We start from the raw sequence: 17,589 nt of genomic DNA, 5'->3' as shown, positions 1-17,589 counted from the left end.
CGTCATTCGCGAATGACCGTCGTTGTTGCGGGCGGCATGCACGACGCCGACACCAGGGGTGGGCTCGGGCACCGGCGGGACTGGAGTCCCGACCCGTCGGCCTGCATGGGCGATGCGGTCGAAATGGATATAGCGAGCGGCGTGCCAGGTTTTTATCGATGAGACTGTTTCTTGATTAACTGTTTGATTTTAAAGGTGAATAAATTTTTTATTGCGCTTCGTCGGCGAATTCGATGGAGAGATGCCTGGCTATTTCTATATATTTTCATATCGATCTTTATCTTGAAGGATAAGCAGTGATGAAACGCACGGTCGCCATCGGCTTCATCGGCGCCACCCTCGACCGTCTCGGCAAGGGCGCGGCGCGCTGGCAAAAGTGGCGGCCGAGCATCGGCCTGTGCCAGCAGCCGGACCTGCTGATCGACCGCCTCGAACTGATCCACGGCAACGACGCCCGCGACCTCGGCCTGGCCGAGCGGATTCGCGCCGACATCGCCGCGGTGTCGCCGCATACCGAGGTCCGCCTGCAGCAGATGGAACTGCGCAACCCCTGGGACTTCGAGGAGGTCTATGGCGCCCTGCACGATTTCGTCAGCGCCTACCCCTTCGACACCGAGCGCGAGGACTACCTGGTGCATATCACCACCGGGACCCATGTCGCGCAGATCTGCTGGTTCCTCCTTACCGAGGCGCGCTACCTGCCGGCCCGGCTGGTGCAGACCTCGCCGTCGCGGCGCAAGGACGAGGCGCGCCATCCCGAGGGCTCGGCGACGCTGATCGACCTCGACCTGTCCCGCTACGACCGCATCGCCTCGCGGTTCCGCCGCGAACAGGAGGAAAGCCTGGCTTTGCTCAAGTCGGGAATCGCCACGCGCAATGCCGCTTTCAACCGCTCCATCGAGCAGATCGAGCGGGTCGCCGTGCGTTCGCGGGCACCCATGCTGCTGGTGGGGCCGACCGGTGCCGGCAAATCGTTCCTCGCCCGGCGCATCTATGAACTCAAGCGCAGCCGGCACCAGCTCGACGGGCGTTTCGTCGAGGTCAACTGCGCCACCTTGCGCGGCGACGGCGCGATGTCGGCACTGTTCGGTCACGTCAAGGGCGCCTTCACCGGCGCGCAGAATGCGCGCGAAGGCCTGCTGCGCGCAGCCGACGGTGGCATGCTGTTCCTCGACGAGATCGGCGAGCTGGGCGCCGACGAACAGGCGATGCTGCTCAAGGCTATCGAAGAGAAGCGCTTCTTCCCGCTGGGTTCGGACCGTGAGGTGGAGAGCGACTTCCAGCTTATCGCCGGGACCCACCGCGACTTGCGCGGACGAGTGGCCGAAGGCCTGTTCCGCGAGGACCTGTTCGCCCGCATCAACCTTTGGACCTTCGAGCTGCCGGGCCTGGCTGGACGCCGCGAGGACATCGAGCCGAACATCGACTTCGAACTGGAGCGGCACGCCCGCGAGCAAGGGCGGCAGGTGCGTTTCAACCTGGAGGCCAAGCGTCGCTACCTGGCCTTCGCCGGTTCCAGCGAAGCGCGCTGGGCCGGCAACTTCCGCGAGCTGTCGGCTTCCATCACACGGATGGCGACCCTGGCCGACAGCGGGCGGATCGACGAGGCGCTGGTCGAGGAGGAGATCCTCCGCCTGCGCCAGGCCTGGGGGCTCGATGCGGGCCGGGAGCCACTGGCCGATCTGCTGGGGCAGCGGATGGAGGCCCTGGATCTGTTCGACCGCCTGCAACTGCAGGCGGTGCTGGAGGTGTGCCGCGGGGCTAAGACCCTTTCCGAGGCGGGACGCCGGCTGTTCGCCGTTTCGCGCCAGGACAAGCGCAACCCCAACGACGCCGACCGGCTGCGCAAGTACCTGGCGCGTTTCGGCCTGGACTGGGCGCAGATACGCGCCTGAACACCACTTCGGGATATCCTTGGCGTCTTTTCACGGGCTCCAGGGACGAATGCCGATGAGCGAGATAATGGACGTCGAGCGACTGCGCCAGCGCTGCGCGGCCGGCGAAAGCTTCAAATACCTGTATTTCTGGGGACATCGCCCGGCGGCGGATGACAAGGTCGGCAAGAGCTGTTTCAGCCAGTGGTACGAGGCTTCGTTCAAGCTCGACGGGGTGCGCTACCCCAGCGCCGAGCATTACATGATGGCGGCCAAGGCACGCTTGTTCGACGACCCTAGGTTGCTCGAGCGCATCCTGGCGGCGCGCAGCCCAGGCGAGGCGAAGGCCCTCGGCCGCGAAGTCGCCGGCTTCGACGAGGCACGCTGGAACGCCGAGCGGGTGGGAATCGTGATCGAAGGCAACCTCGGCAAGTTCGGCCAGAACGCTTCGCTGAAGAAATACCTTCTGGGCACCGCCGACCGGGTGCTGGTCGAGGCCAGCCCGGTGGACGCGATCTGGGGCATCGGCCTGGCCGCGAGCGATCCCCTGGCAGCCGAGCCGGCGACCTGGCAAGGCCTCAACCTGCTCGGCTTCGCCCTGATGGAGGTGCGCCGGAGGCTGGCTCAGTAGTAGTACCAGCGCAGCTCCAGCTTCACCTCGTTGATCGGCTTGCCGACATGGCTGAACTCGCGTTCGGCGCTCAGGCGCAGGCCGAGGTCGCGGCCCAGCTCCACCTGCTGGACGAAGCCCAGGCTGCGGCGCACTTCACCGTTGTGGAAGTAGTCGCCCTTGGCCTCCAGGGTCAGGTTGCCCAGCGGGTTGCGCCACAGCAGGCCGCTGTCGAAGCCCACCGCCGGGGCGATGGCGGCGGCGAAGTCCCTGTTGTTCTCGATCCGCGCGGTGCCCATGGCGTAGAGCAGCAGGTCGTCGCCGAACATCCAGCTGCCGCCGGCGCCGCCGTTCAGGTGGCTGACCAGGTTTTCGTCGCCGTCCTCGCCCGGCACCCGCTCCAGGCCGCCGGCGACCTGCCAGGACAGCGGCTTGAGCAACTGGTTGCGCGGGGTCAGCGAGCGGATGGTGACCAGGTCGAGATTCTGCAGCTGCCAGCGGTTGCCTTCGTACTGGCGCAGCTTGAGCTGGCCGATCTCGATCTGCGCGCCGAGGGGGAAGCCATAGGCGTTATCGGCGAGGTCATGGTAGGCCATGCGCAGGCCGTACTCGGCGAAGGCGCGGTCATCGCGGCTGCCGACGCCGAACTGCCAGGTCCGTGACTCGTGGCCGTCTTCCGGCTGGCCGGGGCGCTCGACCTGGAGGTCCGGCGGCGGGTTGCGGTTGATCGCACGCAACAGGTTGTAGCTGCGCGAGGCGATGCCGCTGTCACGCGCCTGACCGGTGGCGCGGTAGCGCACCAGGCGGAAGGCGGCGTCCTGGATCAGCGCCTGGCGCGGCATCGGCAGGGCCTTGAAGTCGGGAGCGTCGAGCAGGCTGTCGTCGTCCGCCAGGCGCTTGGCCCAGTCGCGCTCGGCATGGTCGAGCGGTTCGGCGCGGGCGAGCAGTTCCTTCTCGCGCGACGGCCGGTAGTCGATGCGCTCGATCAGCCCGGCGTTCTTCACCGCGCGGACGGTGTCGGTGGGGATCGCGGTAAGCGGGAACTGCTCGGTCAGCTCGATGCCCGGGCGGGCAATCTCCATCAGTTCGAGCAGGCGGAACGAACAGTTCTCGTCGAAGAAGTAGTAGTCGAAGCGGACCTGCTTGAGTTCCCAGACGTGTTCGACCATGCGCCCGGTCTCCTCGGGCGTCAGGTTCAGCTTGTATTCCCAGAGGTCGCGGTTCTCCAGGCGGCTGTATTCGGCCAGCTTCTCCCGGTACGGGACCAGCGCGAACAGGCCGGGATAGCCGCCCATCAGGCCTTTCCAGGCATAGAGGATGCTGTTGTCCATGCCTTCGATGTAGGCGCCGAAGTTCAGCGCGTAGCTGAGCAGGGCAGTGTTGTTGCTGGTGACGTCGGCCTGGTCGATGCGCAGCAGGGTGTGGCCGAACATCGACGACGGGCTGTTCAGGTAGGCCGCGGGGAACACCAGCACCGCGCTGTGCGGGTTGATGTCGCGGTACCAGTTGTCGTATTCGCCGCACTGCGGCTGCGGCAGGTCGTCGAGTTGCAGTTGCTGGCGCAGCCAGCGGGTGCGCGCCGGGTAGACGCACTGAGCGTGCTTGTCGCCAAGGCTGGGCGAGGCATAGAGCGCCTTTAGCGTGGCCGCCAGTTCGGCGTCCGGGTGGCTCTCGCCGTTGTCGGCGAGGAAGAACCGCTCGTCGTCGACGTAGCTGCGCCAACCGCCGAGCTTGCCGCGTTCGTAGTGGCCGAGGGCGATCCAGTAGGGATCGGCGGCCAGTTGCTGGAGGCGGGCCTCGGGAACCGTGGGCGCAGCCAGAAGGGGGGAGCAGGCGCACAGCGCCATCCAGGGCAACAGGCGTTTCGGCATCGGCAAGGCTTAATGCTTGGGGAAAGGGGCCTGCCCGCGAACGGGCAGGCGGCGAGGCTCAGGCCTGCTCGGCGTACTTGGCCAGGCGGGCGTCCTGTTTCAGGATCGCCTGGGTGTTGGCATAGACGTCGGCGGCGGTGGCGTCGGACTTGTTGAAGATCTCGGAGAAATGCTCATGGGTGACGGCGGCGAAGTGCTCGCGGTCCTGCGGTTGCACGCCCAGCACCACGGCATAGGTGGTCAGCGCTTCGCCATTGCCCTTGGCCATGTCTTCGGACAGCTCGTCCATCATGCTGCCGAGCACCAGCAGGGGCTTGCCGCCATAGGACAGCGCGCCGTTGGTATGGCAGCCGTTGGTGCCGGTGGTCATGCCGAAGGTGTTGTTGCCGGAAGTGCCGTTGGTGGTCGCCGCGACCACGTGGGTGGCCACGCCGCGCTGGCCTTTGAAGAGCATGTTGCCCCAGCCGCAGCCGGCGCCACCGGGAGCGTCGGCGAAAGCGTTGAAGGAGGCGGCGGCGAACAGGGTACCGAGCAGAATCCGTTTCATCGTTTGTTCTCTCTTGAGGTGGATCGGAGCCATCTGGAGCGGGCCAGCGACGCCGTGAGCTTTTCGGAATGCCACCGGGGTGTCAAGGCACCGAATGGGTGGCAGCGCGCAATGCCGGGCGAAAATTGACCGGCGTCAGCGGCAATCCGCTTGGAACCGTCCAGACTTGGGAAAGTTCTGGTCGGTCTGAGCGAAACCGGCCTTGGTCAGCCGTTCCTCATGCAGGAGGTGGATATGAGCGCTTTCGACCCCGCTACCGCCCTGGAAACCCTGGCGACCGAGTACGCGGCACGCGCCGCGGCGATCCGCCGGGACCTGGCGCGCAGCCATTCGCCGGACTTTGCCGAGCAGGCGGTGCAGCGCCAGAACGACGAAGTGCTCGAAGGCCTGCTCGCCGAGGCGGAGGCGGGGATGCGCCAGGTCGGCCTGGCCCGCCTGCGCCTGGCGGAAGGTCGCTATGGCCAGTGCGAGCGCTGTGGCGAGGCTATCGAACCGGCGCGCCTGGCCGCCCTGCCTGCGGCGGAATACTGCCTGCGCTGCGCCGACCTGGTACATCGGTGAGATAGCGGCATCCGCGCCTTGTCAGTGGCGCGAGGCTGGGGGGAGAATGCGGGCGACGACACCCCGCGGCGATCTGCCGCCCGATGCAAGGATTCCCGATGCCCGATTCCGTCGCTGCCGGCCTGCGCCTGGCGCCAGAAGAACTGACCCGCCCGTTCGCTCCCGAGCAATTCGCCTTCGACACCACCGATGACCTGGAGCCCTTCCGCGGCGTGCTGGGCCAGGAGCGTGCGGTCGAGGCGCTGCAGTTCGGTGTGGCGATGCCGCGTCCGGGTTACAACGTATTCGTCATGGGCGAGCCGGGGACCGGACGCTTCTCCTTCGTCAAACGCTATCTGCAAGCCGAGGGCAAGCGCGTCGCCACGCCCTCCGACTGGGTCTACCTGAACAATTTCGACGAGCCGCGCGAACCTCGGGTGATCGAGCTGCCGCCGGGCAGCGCGACCGAATTCAGCGCCGACATCGACCGTCTGATCGACAACCTGATGTCGACCTTCCCGGCGGTCTTCGAGCATCCGGCCTACCAGCAGAAGAAGAACGCCGTCGACCGCGCTTTCAACCAGCGCTACGACCGCGCCCTGGACTCGGTGGAGCGGCGCGCCCTGGAGAAGGACGTGGCGCTGTACCGCGACAGCGCCAACGTCGCCTTCACCCCGATGAAGGACGGCAAGGCCCTCGATGAGGCCGAATTCGCCCAGTTGCCCGAAGCCGAGCGCGAGCGTTTCCACAAGGATATCGCCGCCCTCGAGGAGTACCTCAACGAGGAACTGGCGAGCCTGCCGCAGTGGAAGCGCGAGTCGAGCAACCAGTTGCGCGAGCTCAACGAGGAAACCATCACCCTGGCCCTGCAGCCCCTGCTGGCGCCTCTGGTGGAGAAGTACAACAACAACCCGGGCGTCTGCGCCTACCTGCAGGCGATGCAACTGAACCTGCTGAAGACCGTGGTCGACCAACTGGTCGACGACAGCCGCACCGACGCCCAGCGCAAGCAAGGGCTGATCGAGCAGTACGCGCCGAACCAGGCCATCGTCCACCACGCGACCAGCGGCGCGCCGGTGGTGTTCGAGTCGCACCCGACCTACGACAACCTGTTCGGCCGCATCGAGTACAGCTCGGACCAGGGGGCGCTCTACACCAGCTACCGGCAGTTGCGTCCGGGGGCGCTGCACCGGGCCAACGGCGGCTTCCTGATCCTGGAAGCGGAAAAGATGCTTGGCGAGCCGTTCGTCTGGGACGCGCTCAAGCGTGCCCTGCAGTCGCGCCAGTTGAAGATGGAGTCGCCGCTGGCCGAACTCGGCCGCCTGGCTGCGGTTTCCCTGACCCCCCAGGTGATCCCGCTGCAACTGAAGGTGATCATCATCGGCTCGCGGCAGATCTACTACACCCTGCAGGACCTCGATCCGGACTTCCAGGAGATGTTCCGGGTGCTGGTGGACTTCGACGAGGACATCCCGCTGGGCGAGGACAGCCTCGAACAGTTCGCCCAGTTGCTCAAGACGCGCACCTCGGAAGAGGGCATGGCGCCCCTCAGCGGCGCGGCGGTGGCGCGACTGGCGACCTACAGCGCGCGCCTGGCCGAGCACCAGGGGCGGCTTTCGGCACGGATCGGCGACCTGTTCCAGTTGGTCAGCGAAGCCGATTTCATCCGTCAGCTGGCGAACGAGGAGGTGATCCAGCTCGGCCACATCGAGCGTGCCCTCAAGGCCAAGCAGACCCGCACCGGACGAGTGTCGGCGCGGATCCTCGACGACATGCTGGCGGGGATCATCCTGATCGACACCGCTGGCGCCGCGGTCGGCAAGTGCAACGGACTGACCGTGCTGGAGGTGGGCGACTCGGTGTTCGGCGTGCCGGCGCGGATTTCCGCGACCGTCTATCCGGGCAGCAGCGGCATCGTCGATATCGAGCGCGAAGTCAACCTCGGCCAGCCGATCCACTCCAAGGGCGTGATGATCCTTACCGGCTACCTGGGTAGCCGCTACGCCCAGGAGTTCCCCCTGGAAATCTCCGCCAGCATCGCCCTGGAACAATCCTACGGCTACGTGGACGGCGACAGCGCCTCGCTGGGCGAGGTCTGCACGCTGATCTCGGCGCTGTCGCGGACGCCCTTGAAGCAGTGCTTCGCCATTACCGGCTCGATCAACCAGTTCGGCGAGGTGCAGGCGGTCGGCGGCGTCAACGAGAAGATCGAGGGCTTCTTCCGCCTCTGCGAAGCGCGCGGCCTGACCGGCGAGCAGGGTGTGATCATCCCGCGCGCCAACGTCACTACCCTGATGCTCGACGAGCGCGTGTTGCAGGCGGTGCGCGCCGGGCAGTTCCACGTCTACGCGGTGCGCGAGGTGGACGAGGCGCTGGCGCTGCTGGTGGGCAAGCCGGTCGGTGCCCAGGACGAGAAGGGACGCTTCCCGAAAGGCAGCGTGAACGATCTGGTCGTGGCGCGCTTGCAGGAGATATCCGAACTCGGCATGGAAGAGGACGACAAGGAAAAGGACAAACCGGCGGAGAAAGAGACCGTCGCGGCGAAGGACAAGGCCGCGGCGAAGAAGGACTGAGCCTGGCGCGCTGTCGGAACCTGTCGAGGGCGGGGCTGGAAAGCCCCGCCCTCGTGCGTTTCAGCCCTGTGGACAAGTTCCCGCCGGCGCTATGCGGAACCTGGCGGCAGGTGTAGGCTCAAAACTGGGAACCCCCGTGAGGATGCCGCCATGCCGCGTAACCTCTGCCTCATCCGCCCTTGTCTGGGGCTGACCACGCGAATCGAATGCGTGGTCAGGCCGCTGGCCGGAGAGAACGGACTCTGGACCCTGCTTTGCGCCGCCGGCATGTCCGGCTCCCAGCCTTCGGCGATCAAGGCCCAGGGCCCCTTCCACGGACCGCTGGTGGCCGAAGGGGTGTTGCAGGCGATTGCCGACTGCCTGGCCCAGCAAGGCTATATCGAAGCCGTCGACCCGCCGATCTGGCGCTTGCATCTGCAGGGCGAACTGCGCCGACTCAATGGCGAACGACGGCCGCATGTCGGCGACTACCTGTTTCGCCCGGAATCCTGAGCGGCGCCTGGGCAAAGCCTGAGCAATCCGGCCGAGGCCCCGTGCCATCATCGCTGGCGGGATCCATCCCGGCTCGGTGCACATATTTATCCACAGATTTTCTGGATAAAAACCGCCGGCCGCTGCGTTATACTCGCCGCCCCATTTTCCCCTGCACATACACACAAGAGACCATGGAACGCTTTTTCGAAAACGCCATGTACGCCTCGCGCTGGCTGCTGGCTCCCATCTACATGGGCCTGTCGCTGGCGCTGCTGGCGTTGACCATCAAGTTCTTCCAGGAAATATTCCACGTCATCCCGAACATCTTCGCGATGGCCGAGGCCGACCTGATCCTGGTCCTGCTCTCACTGATCGACATGGCTCTGGTTGGCGGCCTGTTGGTCATGGTGATGATCTCCGGCTACGAGAACTTCGTTTCGCAACTGGACATCGACGAAGGCAAGGAAAAGCTCAGCTGGTTGGGCAAGATGGATTCCGGCTCGCTGAAGAACAAGGTGGCCGCCTCCATCGTGGCGATCTCTTCGATCCACCTGTTGCGCATCTTCATGGACGCGAAGAATGTGCCGGACAACAAGCTGATGTGGTACGTGATCATCCACATGACCTTCGTGCTCTCGGCGTTCGCCATGGGCTACCTGGATAAGCAGACCCGTCACTGACGACCCTCTCCAGTGTTTCGCTCGCGCCGCCCGGCCGTTGTAAAACGGACGGGCGGCGGCGTTTCCGGCTTGCGTTGCCTGCCGCCTGGGCAAGACTTTCCTGTGATATCGGGCGGACGCCGGGAGCGGGCGTCCTTCGCATCGTCGGGGCCTGCCGGCCGGACGATGCCGGGAATCGGGCCGGCGCTGTCGGGACCGAGGCGGTTGGCGGAAACCTGGAGGCTTCCGCTGCCTGCGCAACCTCGAGAGGTTCGCGATGAACATGCAGGATCTCGCCGGCCGGGTCCAGGCCGGACATATCGACGCCTTGCACCTGGTGTCGCTGGAGGGCGGCATCTATGTCCTGGAGGCGCAGATGGGCGACCGCGCCTATCCGGTGGAGGACGATCTCGGCCAGCCGGTCAGCCTGCGCTCCGTGGAGCATGCGCGCCAGGTACTGCGCGGGCTGGACAGGGTTCCGGTGGAGTTGGTGTGCGCCGATGTCGATGACGAGATGTGTGGACTCCTGGCCGAGTCGGGTTCGTTTATCGGCGGGCTGCCGCTGTCGATCCGCCAGGGTTGAGCACAAGCGGCTGCGCCGGTAGGGGGGAAGGGCCTTCTGTGCTAGGCTGGCCGCCCTTTTTCGACCCCACAGCGGAGCAGCGCCATGAGCGAACTCAACCTGACCACTGACGAAGCCCGTGTCAGCTACGGCATCGGCCGTCAACTGGGCGACCAACTGCGCGAGAATCCGGTTCCGGGCATGACCCTGGACGCAGTCCTGGCCGGCCTGTCCGATGCGTTCGCAGGTATCGACAGCCGGGTTTCCGGCGAGGCGCTGTCGGCCAGCTTCCAGGTGATCCGCGAGCGCATGCAGGCCGAAGCCCAGGCCAAGGCCGAAGCCGCCGCTGGCGAAGGCCGCGCCTACCTGGCCGAGAACGCCAAGCGCGAAGGCGTGACCGTGCTGCCCTCGGGCCTGCAGTTCGAAGTGCTGAGCACTGGCGAGGGCGCCAAGCCTTCCCGCGAGGATACCGTGCGCACCCACTACCACGGCACCCTGATCGACGGCACCGTATTCGACAGCTCCTACCAGCGCGGCCAGCCGGCCGAGTTCCCGGTGGGCGGCGTGATCGCCGGCTGGGTCGAAGCGCTGCAACTGATGAACGCCGGCTCCAAGTGGCGCCTGCACGTACCGAGCGAACTGGCCTATGGCGGCCAGGCCGTCGGCAGCATTCCCCCGCACAGCGTGCTGGTGTTCGACGTCGAACTGCTGGAAATCCTCTGAGGCGCATCGGCCCCAGGAAGGAGCGAAACGCCCCGTCGACGCATCGACGGGGCGTTTTTCATGGCGGCATCAGTAGCGGGCATCCAGCGGACGCTTGTCCTTCGGCCAGTCCTTGATCTTGTCCGGGAAATCCGGGCGCGGCTGGTGCGAAAAGTACTCCGCGACGTCCACTGCGTCCTGGTCGCTGAGGCCGCCCTGGCCGAGCGGGAAGCGTTCCTGGAAGCCGATCGGCATGTTGTGCTTGACGAAGGCGGCAGCGGTGAAGGTCCGCGCCATGCCGGCGCCGATATTGAACGACTCGTCGCCCCACAGCGGTGGGAAGAGCATCTCGCCGGCACTGTTCCTCAGCCCCTCGCCATTCTCGCCATGACACACCGCGCATTGTCGGGCGTAGACCTTGCGGCCGTTCTCCGGGTCGGGCTTCAGCGCCGGGTCGACCTTGCCGACGCCGCGGCCGGCGACCTTGTCCTGCGGCCGGGTGTTGTTCTTCATCCAGTCGAAGTAGGCCACCATCGCCTGCATGTCGGCAGAGTCCGGTGGCAGAGGCTTACCGTTCATCGAGCGCCGGAAGCAGCCGTTGATGCGTTCCTCCAGGCCGATGACCTTGCCCGCCCGGGGCGCGTAGCTGGGGAAGAACGCCGAGACGCCGACGAAGGGCGAGCCGTCGGCTACGGTTCCGGCGTTCAGGTGGCAACTGGTGCAGTTCAACTGGTTGCCGACGTTCGCCGGCAGCAGCTCGCGGGTCTCCAGGTGCAGGCGCATGCCGCGTACCACCTGTTCGGCGTTCGGCGCCGCGAGCATGTCCGCCAGGCGTGGAGAGACGAAGGTCGTGGCCGGGCCGTTGCCGGCCTCGATCCGCTGGCGCAGTTTCTTCACCTGGCCGGCATCGATCGACGAACCCTGGTTGCCCCAACTGCTGCGGACGAAGCTGAGGATCTCGGCGATTTCGCGGTCTTCCAGCTGGGCGAAGCCGGGCATGGTGTAGACCCGCGAGTGGGTTGCGGTCTCCGCGGTTTTCCAGCCGGTAAGGGTGATATGCAGTAGCGTGCTCGGGTTGGCCGAAGCGACCGTGGGGTTGCCGGCCAGCGGCGGGAACATACCCGGGACGCCGCTGCCGTCCTTGCGGTGGCAGTCGGAGCAGAACTGCGCGTAGCCGAGACCGCCCCGCGAGCTGTACAGGTCGACCGGTGCTGCCAGTGGGCGTTCGCTGTCGGGCATGGGCAGGTCGTCCTTGCCGGCCGGCAGGGACTTCAGGTAGCTGGCGATGGCCAGCAGATCGTCGTCGCTGAAGTGCTGGGTGCTGTGGTGGATGACATCGGTCATGCTGCCGGACACCGTGGCGAAGCGGTTCTGCCCGGTCTTCAGCAACTGCACGGTGTCCTCCACCGTCCACAGGTTGCGCAGGCTCAGCGCTTGCCATTGTTCGACGGTTTCGCCGGCGAGGTAGAGCTGCCCGGAACGACCGGCTTCGCTCATGGCTTTTTCCTGGAAGGCGATGCCGCGCGGAGTATGGCAGGCGCCGCAGTGGCCGAGTCCCTGTACCAGGTAGGCGCCGCGGTTGATCGCCGGGTCCGCGTCGCTGGAGGGGGTGAACGGCGCGTCGTCGAGGAACGCCCAGTTCCACAGCGACAGGCCCCAGCGCTGGTTGAACGGCCAGCTCATCGCGCTCGGCGTATTCGCCTGGGTGACGGGTTGCACGCCGTGCATCAGGTAGGCGTACAGCGCACGCATGTCTTCTTCGCTGATCTTGGCGTAGGACGGGTAGGGCATCGCCGGATAGAGATTCACTCCCTCGGCGGTCACCCCCTTGCGCATGGCGCGGTCGAACTCTTCGAAGCTGTAGCGGCCGATGCCGGTCTCCCGGTCGGGAGTGATGTTGGTCGAGTAGATGGTACCCATTGGCGTCTTCAGCTCCAGGCCGCCGGCCATCGGCGCGCCCTGCGGGCCGGTATGGCAGGCGATGCAGTCGCCGAGCTGGGCCACGTAGCGGCCTTTTTCGATGAGCGCAGCGTCCGTGGTCGGTTCGCTGGCATGGAGCAGGGGAACGATGGAGCACAGCGCGCCGAGCAAGCCGAGGCGCGGGAAAGAAGCAGGCATTTCCTCATCCTTAGGCGTAGGCCTGGGGCGGTCCCCTCGGCCACGGTCCATTCTTTTTTTCGTTATGCGGCCGTCGACAGGACGACGGTCACGCCGCTGTTGTAACGGCTTTCAGGCGAGGTCGGCTTGATGTGGATCAGGCAGGAATCCCTATCGCGGCGAGGGGCTGCCGGCGTGCTCGGGCGAGGCGTTGCGGAAAGAACGGGACATGAGGAAAGTGACTCCGGGAAGGTCGTCCGTGACCTTCCCGGAACCGGCCGGAGGCGCCTTTGCCTCCGTTCGTGCGATCCGCCTCCCGGGCAGCGGCGCACGGATGACGCGTCCTGGCGTCATCGCAAAGGCTCAGCGCAGGGCGCGGGCGTAGCAGAAGAGGAACAGGTTGCGTACCAGCTCCTTGAGGATCAGCGGTTCGCTCGAGTTCAACTCGTGCAGGTCCAGGCCGCCCTGGTCACGCAGTTCGTCCAGCGCGTCTTCTTCCAGGACTGCGCAGATTTCCCCGGTTTCCCGGTGCAGGATCCGCAGGTAGGGGTGTGGCCGATCAAGCCAGGCATCGATCAAATAAGTCATGGCGCTCATCTCCGTGACAAGACTGTGAGATGAGAATAATTCTTATTATCTTAATAGCAAGTCTTGATCGTGCCTTTCGTCGCAAAACGAAAACGCCGCCGTGAAAACGGCGGCGTTCGTCACAAGTCGAGCCCGGTTCAGTGGGTACGGGCGACAGCGAATTCGCTGAGTTCGACCAGGGCGGAGCGGTATTCGTTGTCCGGCAGCGTATCCAGGCAGGCGATGGCGCGGGCGGCGTAGTCGCGGGCGAGGTTGGCGGTATAGTCCAGGGCGCCGGCTGCCTCGACGGCGGCACAGACGCTCTCCAGGTCCTGGCTGCCACCTTGCTGGATGGCTTTGCGTACCAGCGCGGCCTGTTCCTCGGTGCCGTCGCGCATGGTGACGATCAGCGGCAGGGTGGGCTTGCCTTCGGCGAGGTCGTCGCCGACGTTCTTGCCGAGGGTCGCGGCGTCGCCGCGGTAGTCGAGCAGGTCGTCCACCAGCTGGAAGGCGATTCCCAGGTAGTCGCCGAAGCGGCGCAGTGCCTCGGACTGTTCCTCGCCGGCCTGGCACAGCGCGGCGGCGCTGTGGGTCGAGGCCTCGAAAAGCATCGCGGTCTTGCCGCGGATCACTTCCATGTAGGTCTCTTCGGTAGTGCTGGCGTCGCGTACCTTGGACAATTGCAGCACTTCGCCCTCGGCGATCACCCGGGTGGCCTGGGATATGATGCGCATGACCGGCATGGAACCCAGCTCGACCATCATTTCGAAGGAGCGGGCATAAAGGAAGTCGCCTACCAGCACGCTCGGCGCGTTGCCCCACAGGGCATTGGCGGTGGAGCGGCCGCGGCGCAGGCCGGAGGCGTCGACCACGTCGTCGTGCAGCAGAGTGGAGGTGTGCAGGAATTCGATGGTGGCGGCCAGCAGGCAGAGGTCGTCGCCCTTGTAGCCCAGGGTCTTGCCGGCGAGCAGGACCAGCAGCGGGCGCAGGCGCTTGCCGCCGGCGGAGATGATGTAGTCGCCGATCTTTTCCACCAGGGGAACGCGGGAGGTGAGTTGGCGACGGATGATCCCGTCGACGGCGGTGAAATCTTCCGCCACCACGCGGTAGAAGGCCTGGGGTTGCATCAGTGACAATAGCTCCACAAAGATTGCGCGGCATGCTAGGTGGCAGGGGGGGGACTGTCAAGGAAAGGCCCGTGGCACTTGCCTCGGCCTGGACCTTTCCGTACAATCGCGGGCCCTGAACTTCCTTGGCATACCCTGCCTTACGCAATTGCACGGGCGTCCGATCCGACCCCATGCAGCCATGCCGGCCGATTCCTACTTCTATAAAGCGTCGGGTGAGCAGGTTTAACGGAGATACACATGTACGCAGTGATTGTTACCGGTGGCAAGCAGCACAAGGTCACCGAAGGCGAATTCCTCAAGGTCGAGAAACTCGACGTCGCTACCGGCGAAGCGATCGATTTCGACCGCGTCCTGCTGGTTGCCAATGGCGAAGACGTGAAAATCGGCCTGCCGGTCGTCGAAGGTGCGAAGGTTACCGCTGAAGTGGTTTCCCACGGCCGTCACGACAAGGTCCGCATCATCAAGTTCCGCCGTCGTAAGCACCACATGAAGCGTCAGGGCCACCGCCAGTGGTTCACTGAAATCAAGATCACCGGCATTCAGGCCTAATTCCTTTCTGGAGGATATGACTCATGGCACACAAAAAAGCTGGCGGTTCTACCCGCAACGGCCGCGACTCAGAAAGTAAACGCCTTGGCGTGAAACTGTTCGGCGGCCAGGCTGTAAAGGCTGGCAACATCCTGGTTCGTCAGCGCGGCACCAAATTCCACGCCGGTTACGGCGTTGGCCTGGGCAAGGACCACACCCTGTTCGCGAAAGTGGACGGCGTGGTCAAGTTTGAGACCAAAGGCGCCTTTGGTCGCAAATACGTGAGCATCGTTGCTGCCTAAGCAATAGCTCGCTGAAAAAGCCCTGTCTCGCGACGGGGCTTTTTTGTTTCTGCGCCGGCTTCCGGCCGTGCCCTGCTTTCGGGGCATCCTGTATCCTATGTTTTTTTCTGTTAACCCGCCCTCGTGGTGGGAGGCGTATCCATGAAATTCGTCGATGAAGTATCAATCCACGTGAAAGCCGGTGACGGCGGCAATGGCCTCATGAGCTTTCGTCGCGAGAAGTTCATCGAAAAGGGCGGTCCCAACGGCGGCGACGGTGGCGACGGCGGTTCCATCTATCTGGAAGCCGACGTCAACCTGAACACCCTGGTCGACTATCGCTACACCCGCCGTTTCGATGCCCAGCGCGGCGAGAACGGCGGCAGCAAGGACTGCACCGGGGCCAAGGGCGACGACCTGATCCTGCCGGTGCCGGTCGGTACCACCGTGATCGACGCCAATACCCAGGAAATCATCGGCGACCTGACCGAGCCCGGTCAGCGGCTGATGGTCGCTCAGGGCGGCTGGCACGGCCTCGGTAACACCCGTTTCAAATCCAGTACCAATCGGGCGCCGCGCCAGACCACCCCGGGCAAGCCGGGCGAGGCGCGTGACCTCAAGCTGGAACTGAAGGTGCTGGCCGACGTCGGCCTGCTGGGACTGCCGAATGCCGGCAAGAGCACTTTCATCCGCGCAGTGTCCGCGGCCAAGCCGAAGGTGGCCGACTATCCGTTCACCACCCTGGTGCCGAACCTCGGCGTGGTCAGCGTCGGTCGCTACAAGAGCTTCGTGGTCGCCGACATTCCCGGCCTGATCGAAGGTGCCGCCGAAGGCGCCGGGCTGGGCATTCGCTTCCTCAAGCATCTGGCGCGGACTCGCATCCTTCTGCATCTGGTGGACATGGCGCCGCTGGACGAAAGCGATCCGGCCGATGCCGCCGAGGTCATCGTTCGCGAGCTGGGTCGCTTCAGTCCGGCGCTGACCGAGCGCGAGCGCTGGCTGGTGCTGAACAAGATGGACCAGATCCTCGATCCGGCCGAGCGCGAGGCGCGCAAGCAGGCGGTGATCGAGCGGTTGGGCTGGGAAGGCCCGGTCTATGTGATCTCCGCCCTGGAGCGCGATGGCACCGAGGCGCTCAGCCAGGACATCATGCGCTATCTCGACGAGCGTACCCTGCGCCTGGAAGAAGATCCGCAGTATGCCGAGGAACTGGCCGAACTCGACCGGCGTATCGAGGACGAGGCGCGGGCCCGTCTGCAGGCCCTGGACGATGCGCGCGCGCTGCGGCGTTCGGGTCTGAAGAACGCCGGTGCGGTGGATGACGATGATTTCGATGATGAGGAAGACGACGGCGACGGTCCGGAGATCTTCTACGTTCCCTGATGGCGTGATACCCCGCCGGGCGGGCCGGCGGGGCTGAAGAGTCGAAGCCTGGGCTTCTAAGGTTGAGGGTATGCGGGACAAGGTGACTGGCGCGCGGCGCTGGGTGGTGAAGATCGGTAGCGCCCTGCTGACGGCCGATGGCCGTGGGCTGGATCGCAATGCCATGGCCGTTTGGGTCGAGCAGATGGTGGCGCTGCATTGCGCCGGCATCGAGCTGGTGCTGGTGTCGTCCGGCGCCGTCGCCGCCGGTATGAGCCGCCTGGGCTGGGTGTCCCGACCTAGCGCGATGCACGAACTCCAGGCCGCCGCCTCGGTGGGACAAATGGGGTTGGTGCAGGCCTGGGAGTCCAGCTTCGCCCTGCATGGCCTGCAGACCGCCCAGGTGTTGCTGACCCATGACGACCTCTCCGACCGCAAACGCTACCTGAACGCCCGCAGCACCCTGCGGACCCTGGTCGAGCTGGGCGTGGTCCCGGTGATCAACGAGAACGACACGGTGGTCACCGACGAGATCCGCTTCGGCGACAACGACACCCTGGCGGCACTGGTGGCCAACCTGGTCGAGGCCGACCTGCTGGTGATCCTTACCGATCGCGACGGTATGTTCGACGCCGATCCGCGCAACAATCCCGATGCCCAACTGATCTACGAGGCGCGTGCCGATGATCCGCAGCTCGATGCGGTGGCCGGCGGCAGTGCCGGCGCCCTGGGGCGCGGCGGAATGCAGACCAAGCTGCGGGCGGCGCGCCTGGCGGCGCGTTCCGGCGGGCATACGGTGATCGTCGGCGGGCGTATCGAGCGTGTCCTCGACCGCCTGCGCGCCGGCGAACGCCTCGGCACCCTGTTGACCCCTGATCGCAGTCGCAAGGCGGCGCGCAAGCAATGGCTGGCCGGCCACTTGCAGATGCGCGGCACCCTGGTGCTGGACGATGGTGCGGTGAAGGCGGTGAGCCAGGATCACAAGAGCCTGTTGCCGGTTGGGGTCAAGGCGGTCCAGGGCAGCTTCCGTCGCGGCGAGATGGTGGTCTGTGTGGACCAGGGCGGGCGCGAAGTGGCGCGCGGCCTGGTCAACTACAGTGCGTTGGAGGCGCAGAAGATCCTCGGTCAGCCGACGGATGCCATCGAGGCCTTGCTCGGCTACGTGGATGGGCCGGAGCTGGTGCATCGCGACAATCTGGTTCTGGTCTGAGG

Annotated in this window: 17 protein-coding genes; 12 read left to right on the top strand and 5 right to left on the bottom strand. The window is 65.6% G+C overall.

Features of this window, described 5'->3' with window-relative positions; translation table 11 throughout:
• The first annotated feature begins 299 nt into the window (after window positions 1-299).
• Window positions 300-1,895, top strand: coding sequence for an RNA repair transcriptional activator RtcR (gene rtcR, locus ACYAF3_RS06105; protein WP_003105104.1), 1,596 nt, complete (start codon window positions 300-302; stop codon window positions 1,893-1,895).
• 55 nt (window positions 1,896-1,950) lie between these two features.
• Window positions 1,951-2,505: an NADAR family protein gene (locus ACYAF3_RS06100; protein ID WP_012614550.1), complete on the top strand. Its 555-nt coding sequence runs from the start codon at window positions 1,951-1,953 to the stop codon at window positions 2,503-2,505.
• Here ACYAF3_RS06100 and ACYAF3_RS06095 read toward each other — a convergent pair.
• Entirely contained in the window at window positions 2,499-4,355 is a 1,857-nt protein-coding gene (locus ACYAF3_RS06095; RefSeq protein ID WP_003094784.1) for an Lnb N-terminal periplasmic domain-containing protein, read from the bottom strand. The genes ACYAF3_RS06100 and ACYAF3_RS06095 overlap by 7 nt on opposite strands.
• Before the next feature lie 58 nt (window positions 4,356-4,413).
• Window positions 4,414-4,902 (bottom strand): DUF3015 domain-containing protein, encoded by a 489-nt coding sequence (locus ACYAF3_RS06090; RefSeq protein ID WP_003094783.1) that lies wholly within the window; start codon window positions 4,900-4,902, stop codon window positions 4,414-4,416.
• A 234-nt stretch (window positions 4,903-5,136) separates the two neighbouring features.
• Between ACYAF3_RS06090 and ACYAF3_RS06085 the strand changes: the two genes are divergently transcribed.
• The 6 genes from ACYAF3_RS06085 to ACYAF3_RS06060 all read left to right on the top strand — a co-directional run bounded on the left by ACYAF3_RS06085 (window position 5,137) and on the right by ACYAF3_RS06060 (window position 10,433).
• Window positions 5,137-5,463 carry a TraR/DksA family transcriptional regulator gene (locus ACYAF3_RS06085; RefSeq protein WP_003112819.1) on the top strand — a complete coding sequence of 109 codons (327 nt, stop codon included), beginning with the start codon at window positions 5,137-5,139 and terminating at the stop codon, window positions 5,461-5,463.
• 98 nt (window positions 5,464-5,561) lie between these two features.
• Entirely contained in the window at window positions 5,562-8,015 is a 2,454-nt protein-coding gene (locus tag ACYAF3_RS06080; protein WP_003094777.1) for a Lon protease family protein, read from the top strand.
• 150 nt (window positions 8,016-8,165) lie between these two features.
• Window positions 8,166-8,507, top strand: coding sequence for a PA4575 family protein (locus tag ACYAF3_RS06075; RefSeq protein ID WP_003094775.1), 342 nt, complete (start codon window positions 8,166-8,168; stop codon window positions 8,505-8,507).
• A gap of 173 nt (window positions 8,508-8,680) precedes the next feature.
• Window positions 8,681-9,169, top strand: a complete 489-nt coding sequence (locus tag ACYAF3_RS06070) for a TIGR00645 family protein (protein WP_003094773.1) — start codon at window positions 8,681-8,683, stop codon at window positions 9,167-9,169.
• A gap of 256 nt (window positions 9,170-9,425) precedes the next feature.
• Complete coding sequence (locus ACYAF3_RS06065; protein ID WP_003105116.1) at window positions 9,426-9,731, top strand: DUF6482 family protein; 306 nt, start codon at window positions 9,426-9,428, stop codon at window positions 9,729-9,731.
• 84 nt (window positions 9,732-9,815) lie between these two features.
• On the top strand, window positions 9,816-10,433 hold the full coding sequence (locus tag ACYAF3_RS06060; RefSeq protein ID WP_003094769.1) for an FKBP-type peptidyl-prolyl cis-trans isomerase: 618 nt from the start codon (window positions 9,816-9,818) through the stop codon (window positions 10,431-10,433).
• A 69-nt stretch (window positions 10,434-10,502) separates the two neighbouring features.
• Here the strand turns inward: ACYAF3_RS06060 and ACYAF3_RS06055 are convergent, their stop codons facing one another.
• The 3 genes from ACYAF3_RS06055 to ACYAF3_RS06045 all read right to left on the bottom strand — a co-directional run bounded on the left by ACYAF3_RS06055 (window position 10,503) and on the right by ACYAF3_RS06045 (window position 14,203).
• Entirely contained in the window at window positions 10,503-12,530 is a 2,028-nt protein-coding gene (locus ACYAF3_RS06055) for a c-type cytochrome (protein WP_003105121.1), read from the bottom strand.
• 342 nt (window positions 12,531-12,872) lie between these two features.
• The gene (locus tag ACYAF3_RS06050; protein ID WP_003094765.1) at window positions 12,873-13,097 is read right to left on the bottom strand and encodes a PA4570 family protein; all 225 of its coding nucleotides are present in this window, start codon (window positions 13,095-13,097) and stop codon (window positions 12,873-12,875) included.
• 137 nt (window positions 13,098-13,234) lie between these two features.
• Window positions 13,235-14,203: a polyprenyl synthetase family protein gene (locus ACYAF3_RS06045; RefSeq protein WP_003094763.1), complete on the bottom strand. Its 969-nt coding sequence runs from the start codon at window positions 14,201-14,203 to the stop codon at window positions 13,235-13,237.
• A gap of 240 nt (window positions 14,204-14,443) precedes the next feature.
• On the opposite strand from ACYAF3_RS06045, the gene rplU reads away from it, so the two are divergent.
• The 4 genes from rplU (at window position 14,444) to proB (ending at window position 17,587) form a co-directional block, all read left to right on the top strand.
• Window positions 14,444-14,755, top strand: a complete 312-nt coding sequence (gene rplU, locus ACYAF3_RS06040) for a 50S ribosomal protein L21 (RefSeq protein ID WP_003094761.1) — start codon at window positions 14,444-14,446, stop codon at window positions 14,753-14,755.
• A 23-nt stretch (window positions 14,756-14,778) separates the two neighbouring features.
• A complete protein-coding gene (rpmA, locus tag ACYAF3_RS06035) occupies window positions 14,779-15,036 on the top strand; it encodes a 50S ribosomal protein L27 (protein WP_003094760.1) in 258 nt (85 codons plus the stop codon).
• A 141-nt stretch (window positions 15,037-15,177) separates the two neighbouring features.
• A complete protein-coding gene (gene cgtA / locus ACYAF3_RS06030; RefSeq protein ID WP_003094758.1) occupies window positions 15,178-16,398 on the top strand; it encodes an Obg family GTPase CgtA in 1,221 nt (406 codons plus the stop codon).
• Between the two features lie 70 nt (window positions 16,399-16,468).
• Window positions 16,469-17,587: a glutamate 5-kinase gene (gene proB / locus ACYAF3_RS06025; RefSeq protein ID WP_003094756.1), complete on the top strand. Its 1,119-nt coding sequence runs from the start codon at window positions 16,469-16,471 to the stop codon at window positions 17,585-17,587.
• The last annotated feature ends 2 nt before the right edge of the window (window positions 17,588-17,589 follow it).

The sequence above is a fragment of the Pseudomonas sp. TZ252 genome, from assembly GCF_056110345.1.
Note: the sequence above shows the minus strand (reverse complement) of the source record. Positions and strands in the feature narration are given on the sequence as shown.

Excerpts from the sequence above, each read along its gene's own strand:
- rtcR (WP_003105104.1), top strand. The coding sequence starts at position 300 with ATGAAACGCACGGTCGCCATCGGCTTCATCGGCGCCACCCTCGACCGT.
- ACYAF3_RS06100 (WP_012614550.1), top strand. The coding sequence starts at position 1,951 with ATGAGCGAGATAATGGACGTCGAGCGACTGCGCCAGCGCTGCGCGGCC.
- ACYAF3_RS06095 (WP_003094784.1), bottom strand. The coding sequence starts at position 4,355 with ATGCCGAAACGCCTGTTGCCCTGGATGGCGCTGTGCGCCTGCTCCCCC.
- ACYAF3_RS06090 (WP_003094783.1), bottom strand. The coding sequence starts at position 4,902 with ATGAAACGGATTCTGCTCGGTACCCTGTTCGCCGCCGCCTCCTTCAAC.
- ACYAF3_RS06085 (WP_003112819.1), top strand. The coding sequence starts at position 5,137 with ATGAGCGCTTTCGACCCCGCTACCGCCCTGGAAACCCTGGCGACCGAG.
- ACYAF3_RS06080 (WP_003094777.1), top strand. The coding sequence starts at position 5,562 with ATGCCCGATTCCGTCGCTGCCGGCCTGCGCCTGGCGCCAGAAGAACTG.
- ACYAF3_RS06075 (WP_003094775.1), top strand. The coding sequence starts at position 8,166 with ATGCCGCGTAACCTCTGCCTCATCCGCCCTTGTCTGGGGCTGACCACG.
- ACYAF3_RS06070 (WP_003094773.1), top strand. The coding sequence starts at position 8,681 with ATGGAACGCTTTTTCGAAAACGCCATGTACGCCTCGCGCTGGCTGCTG.
- ACYAF3_RS06065 (WP_003105116.1), top strand. The coding sequence starts at position 9,426 with ATGAACATGCAGGATCTCGCCGGCCGGGTCCAGGCCGGACATATCGAC.
- ACYAF3_RS06060 (WP_003094769.1), top strand. The coding sequence starts at position 9,816 with ATGAGCGAACTCAACCTGACCACTGACGAAGCCCGTGTCAGCTACGGC.
- ACYAF3_RS06055 (WP_003105121.1), bottom strand. The coding sequence starts at position 12,530 with ATGCCTGCTTCTTTCCCGCGCCTCGGCTTGCTCGGCGCGCTGTGCTCC.
- ACYAF3_RS06050 (WP_003094765.1), bottom strand. The coding sequence starts at position 13,097 with ATGACTTATTTGATCGATGCCTGGCTTGATCGGCCACACCCCTACCTG.
- ACYAF3_RS06045 (WP_003094763.1), bottom strand. The coding sequence starts at position 14,203 with ATGCAACCCCAGGCCTTCTACCGCGTGGTGGCGGAAGATTTCACCGCC.
- rplU (WP_003094761.1), top strand. The coding sequence starts at position 14,444 with ATGTACGCAGTGATTGTTACCGGTGGCAAGCAGCACAAGGTCACCGAA.
- rpmA (WP_003094760.1), top strand. The coding sequence starts at position 14,779 with ATGGCACACAAAAAAGCTGGCGGTTCTACCCGCAACGGCCGCGACTCA.
- cgtA (WP_003094758.1), top strand. The coding sequence starts at position 15,178 with ATGAAATTCGTCGATGAAGTATCAATCCACGTGAAAGCCGGTGACGGC.
- proB (WP_003094756.1), top strand. The coding sequence starts at position 16,469 with ATGCGGGACAAGGTGACTGGCGCGCGGCGCTGGGTGGTGAAGATCGGT.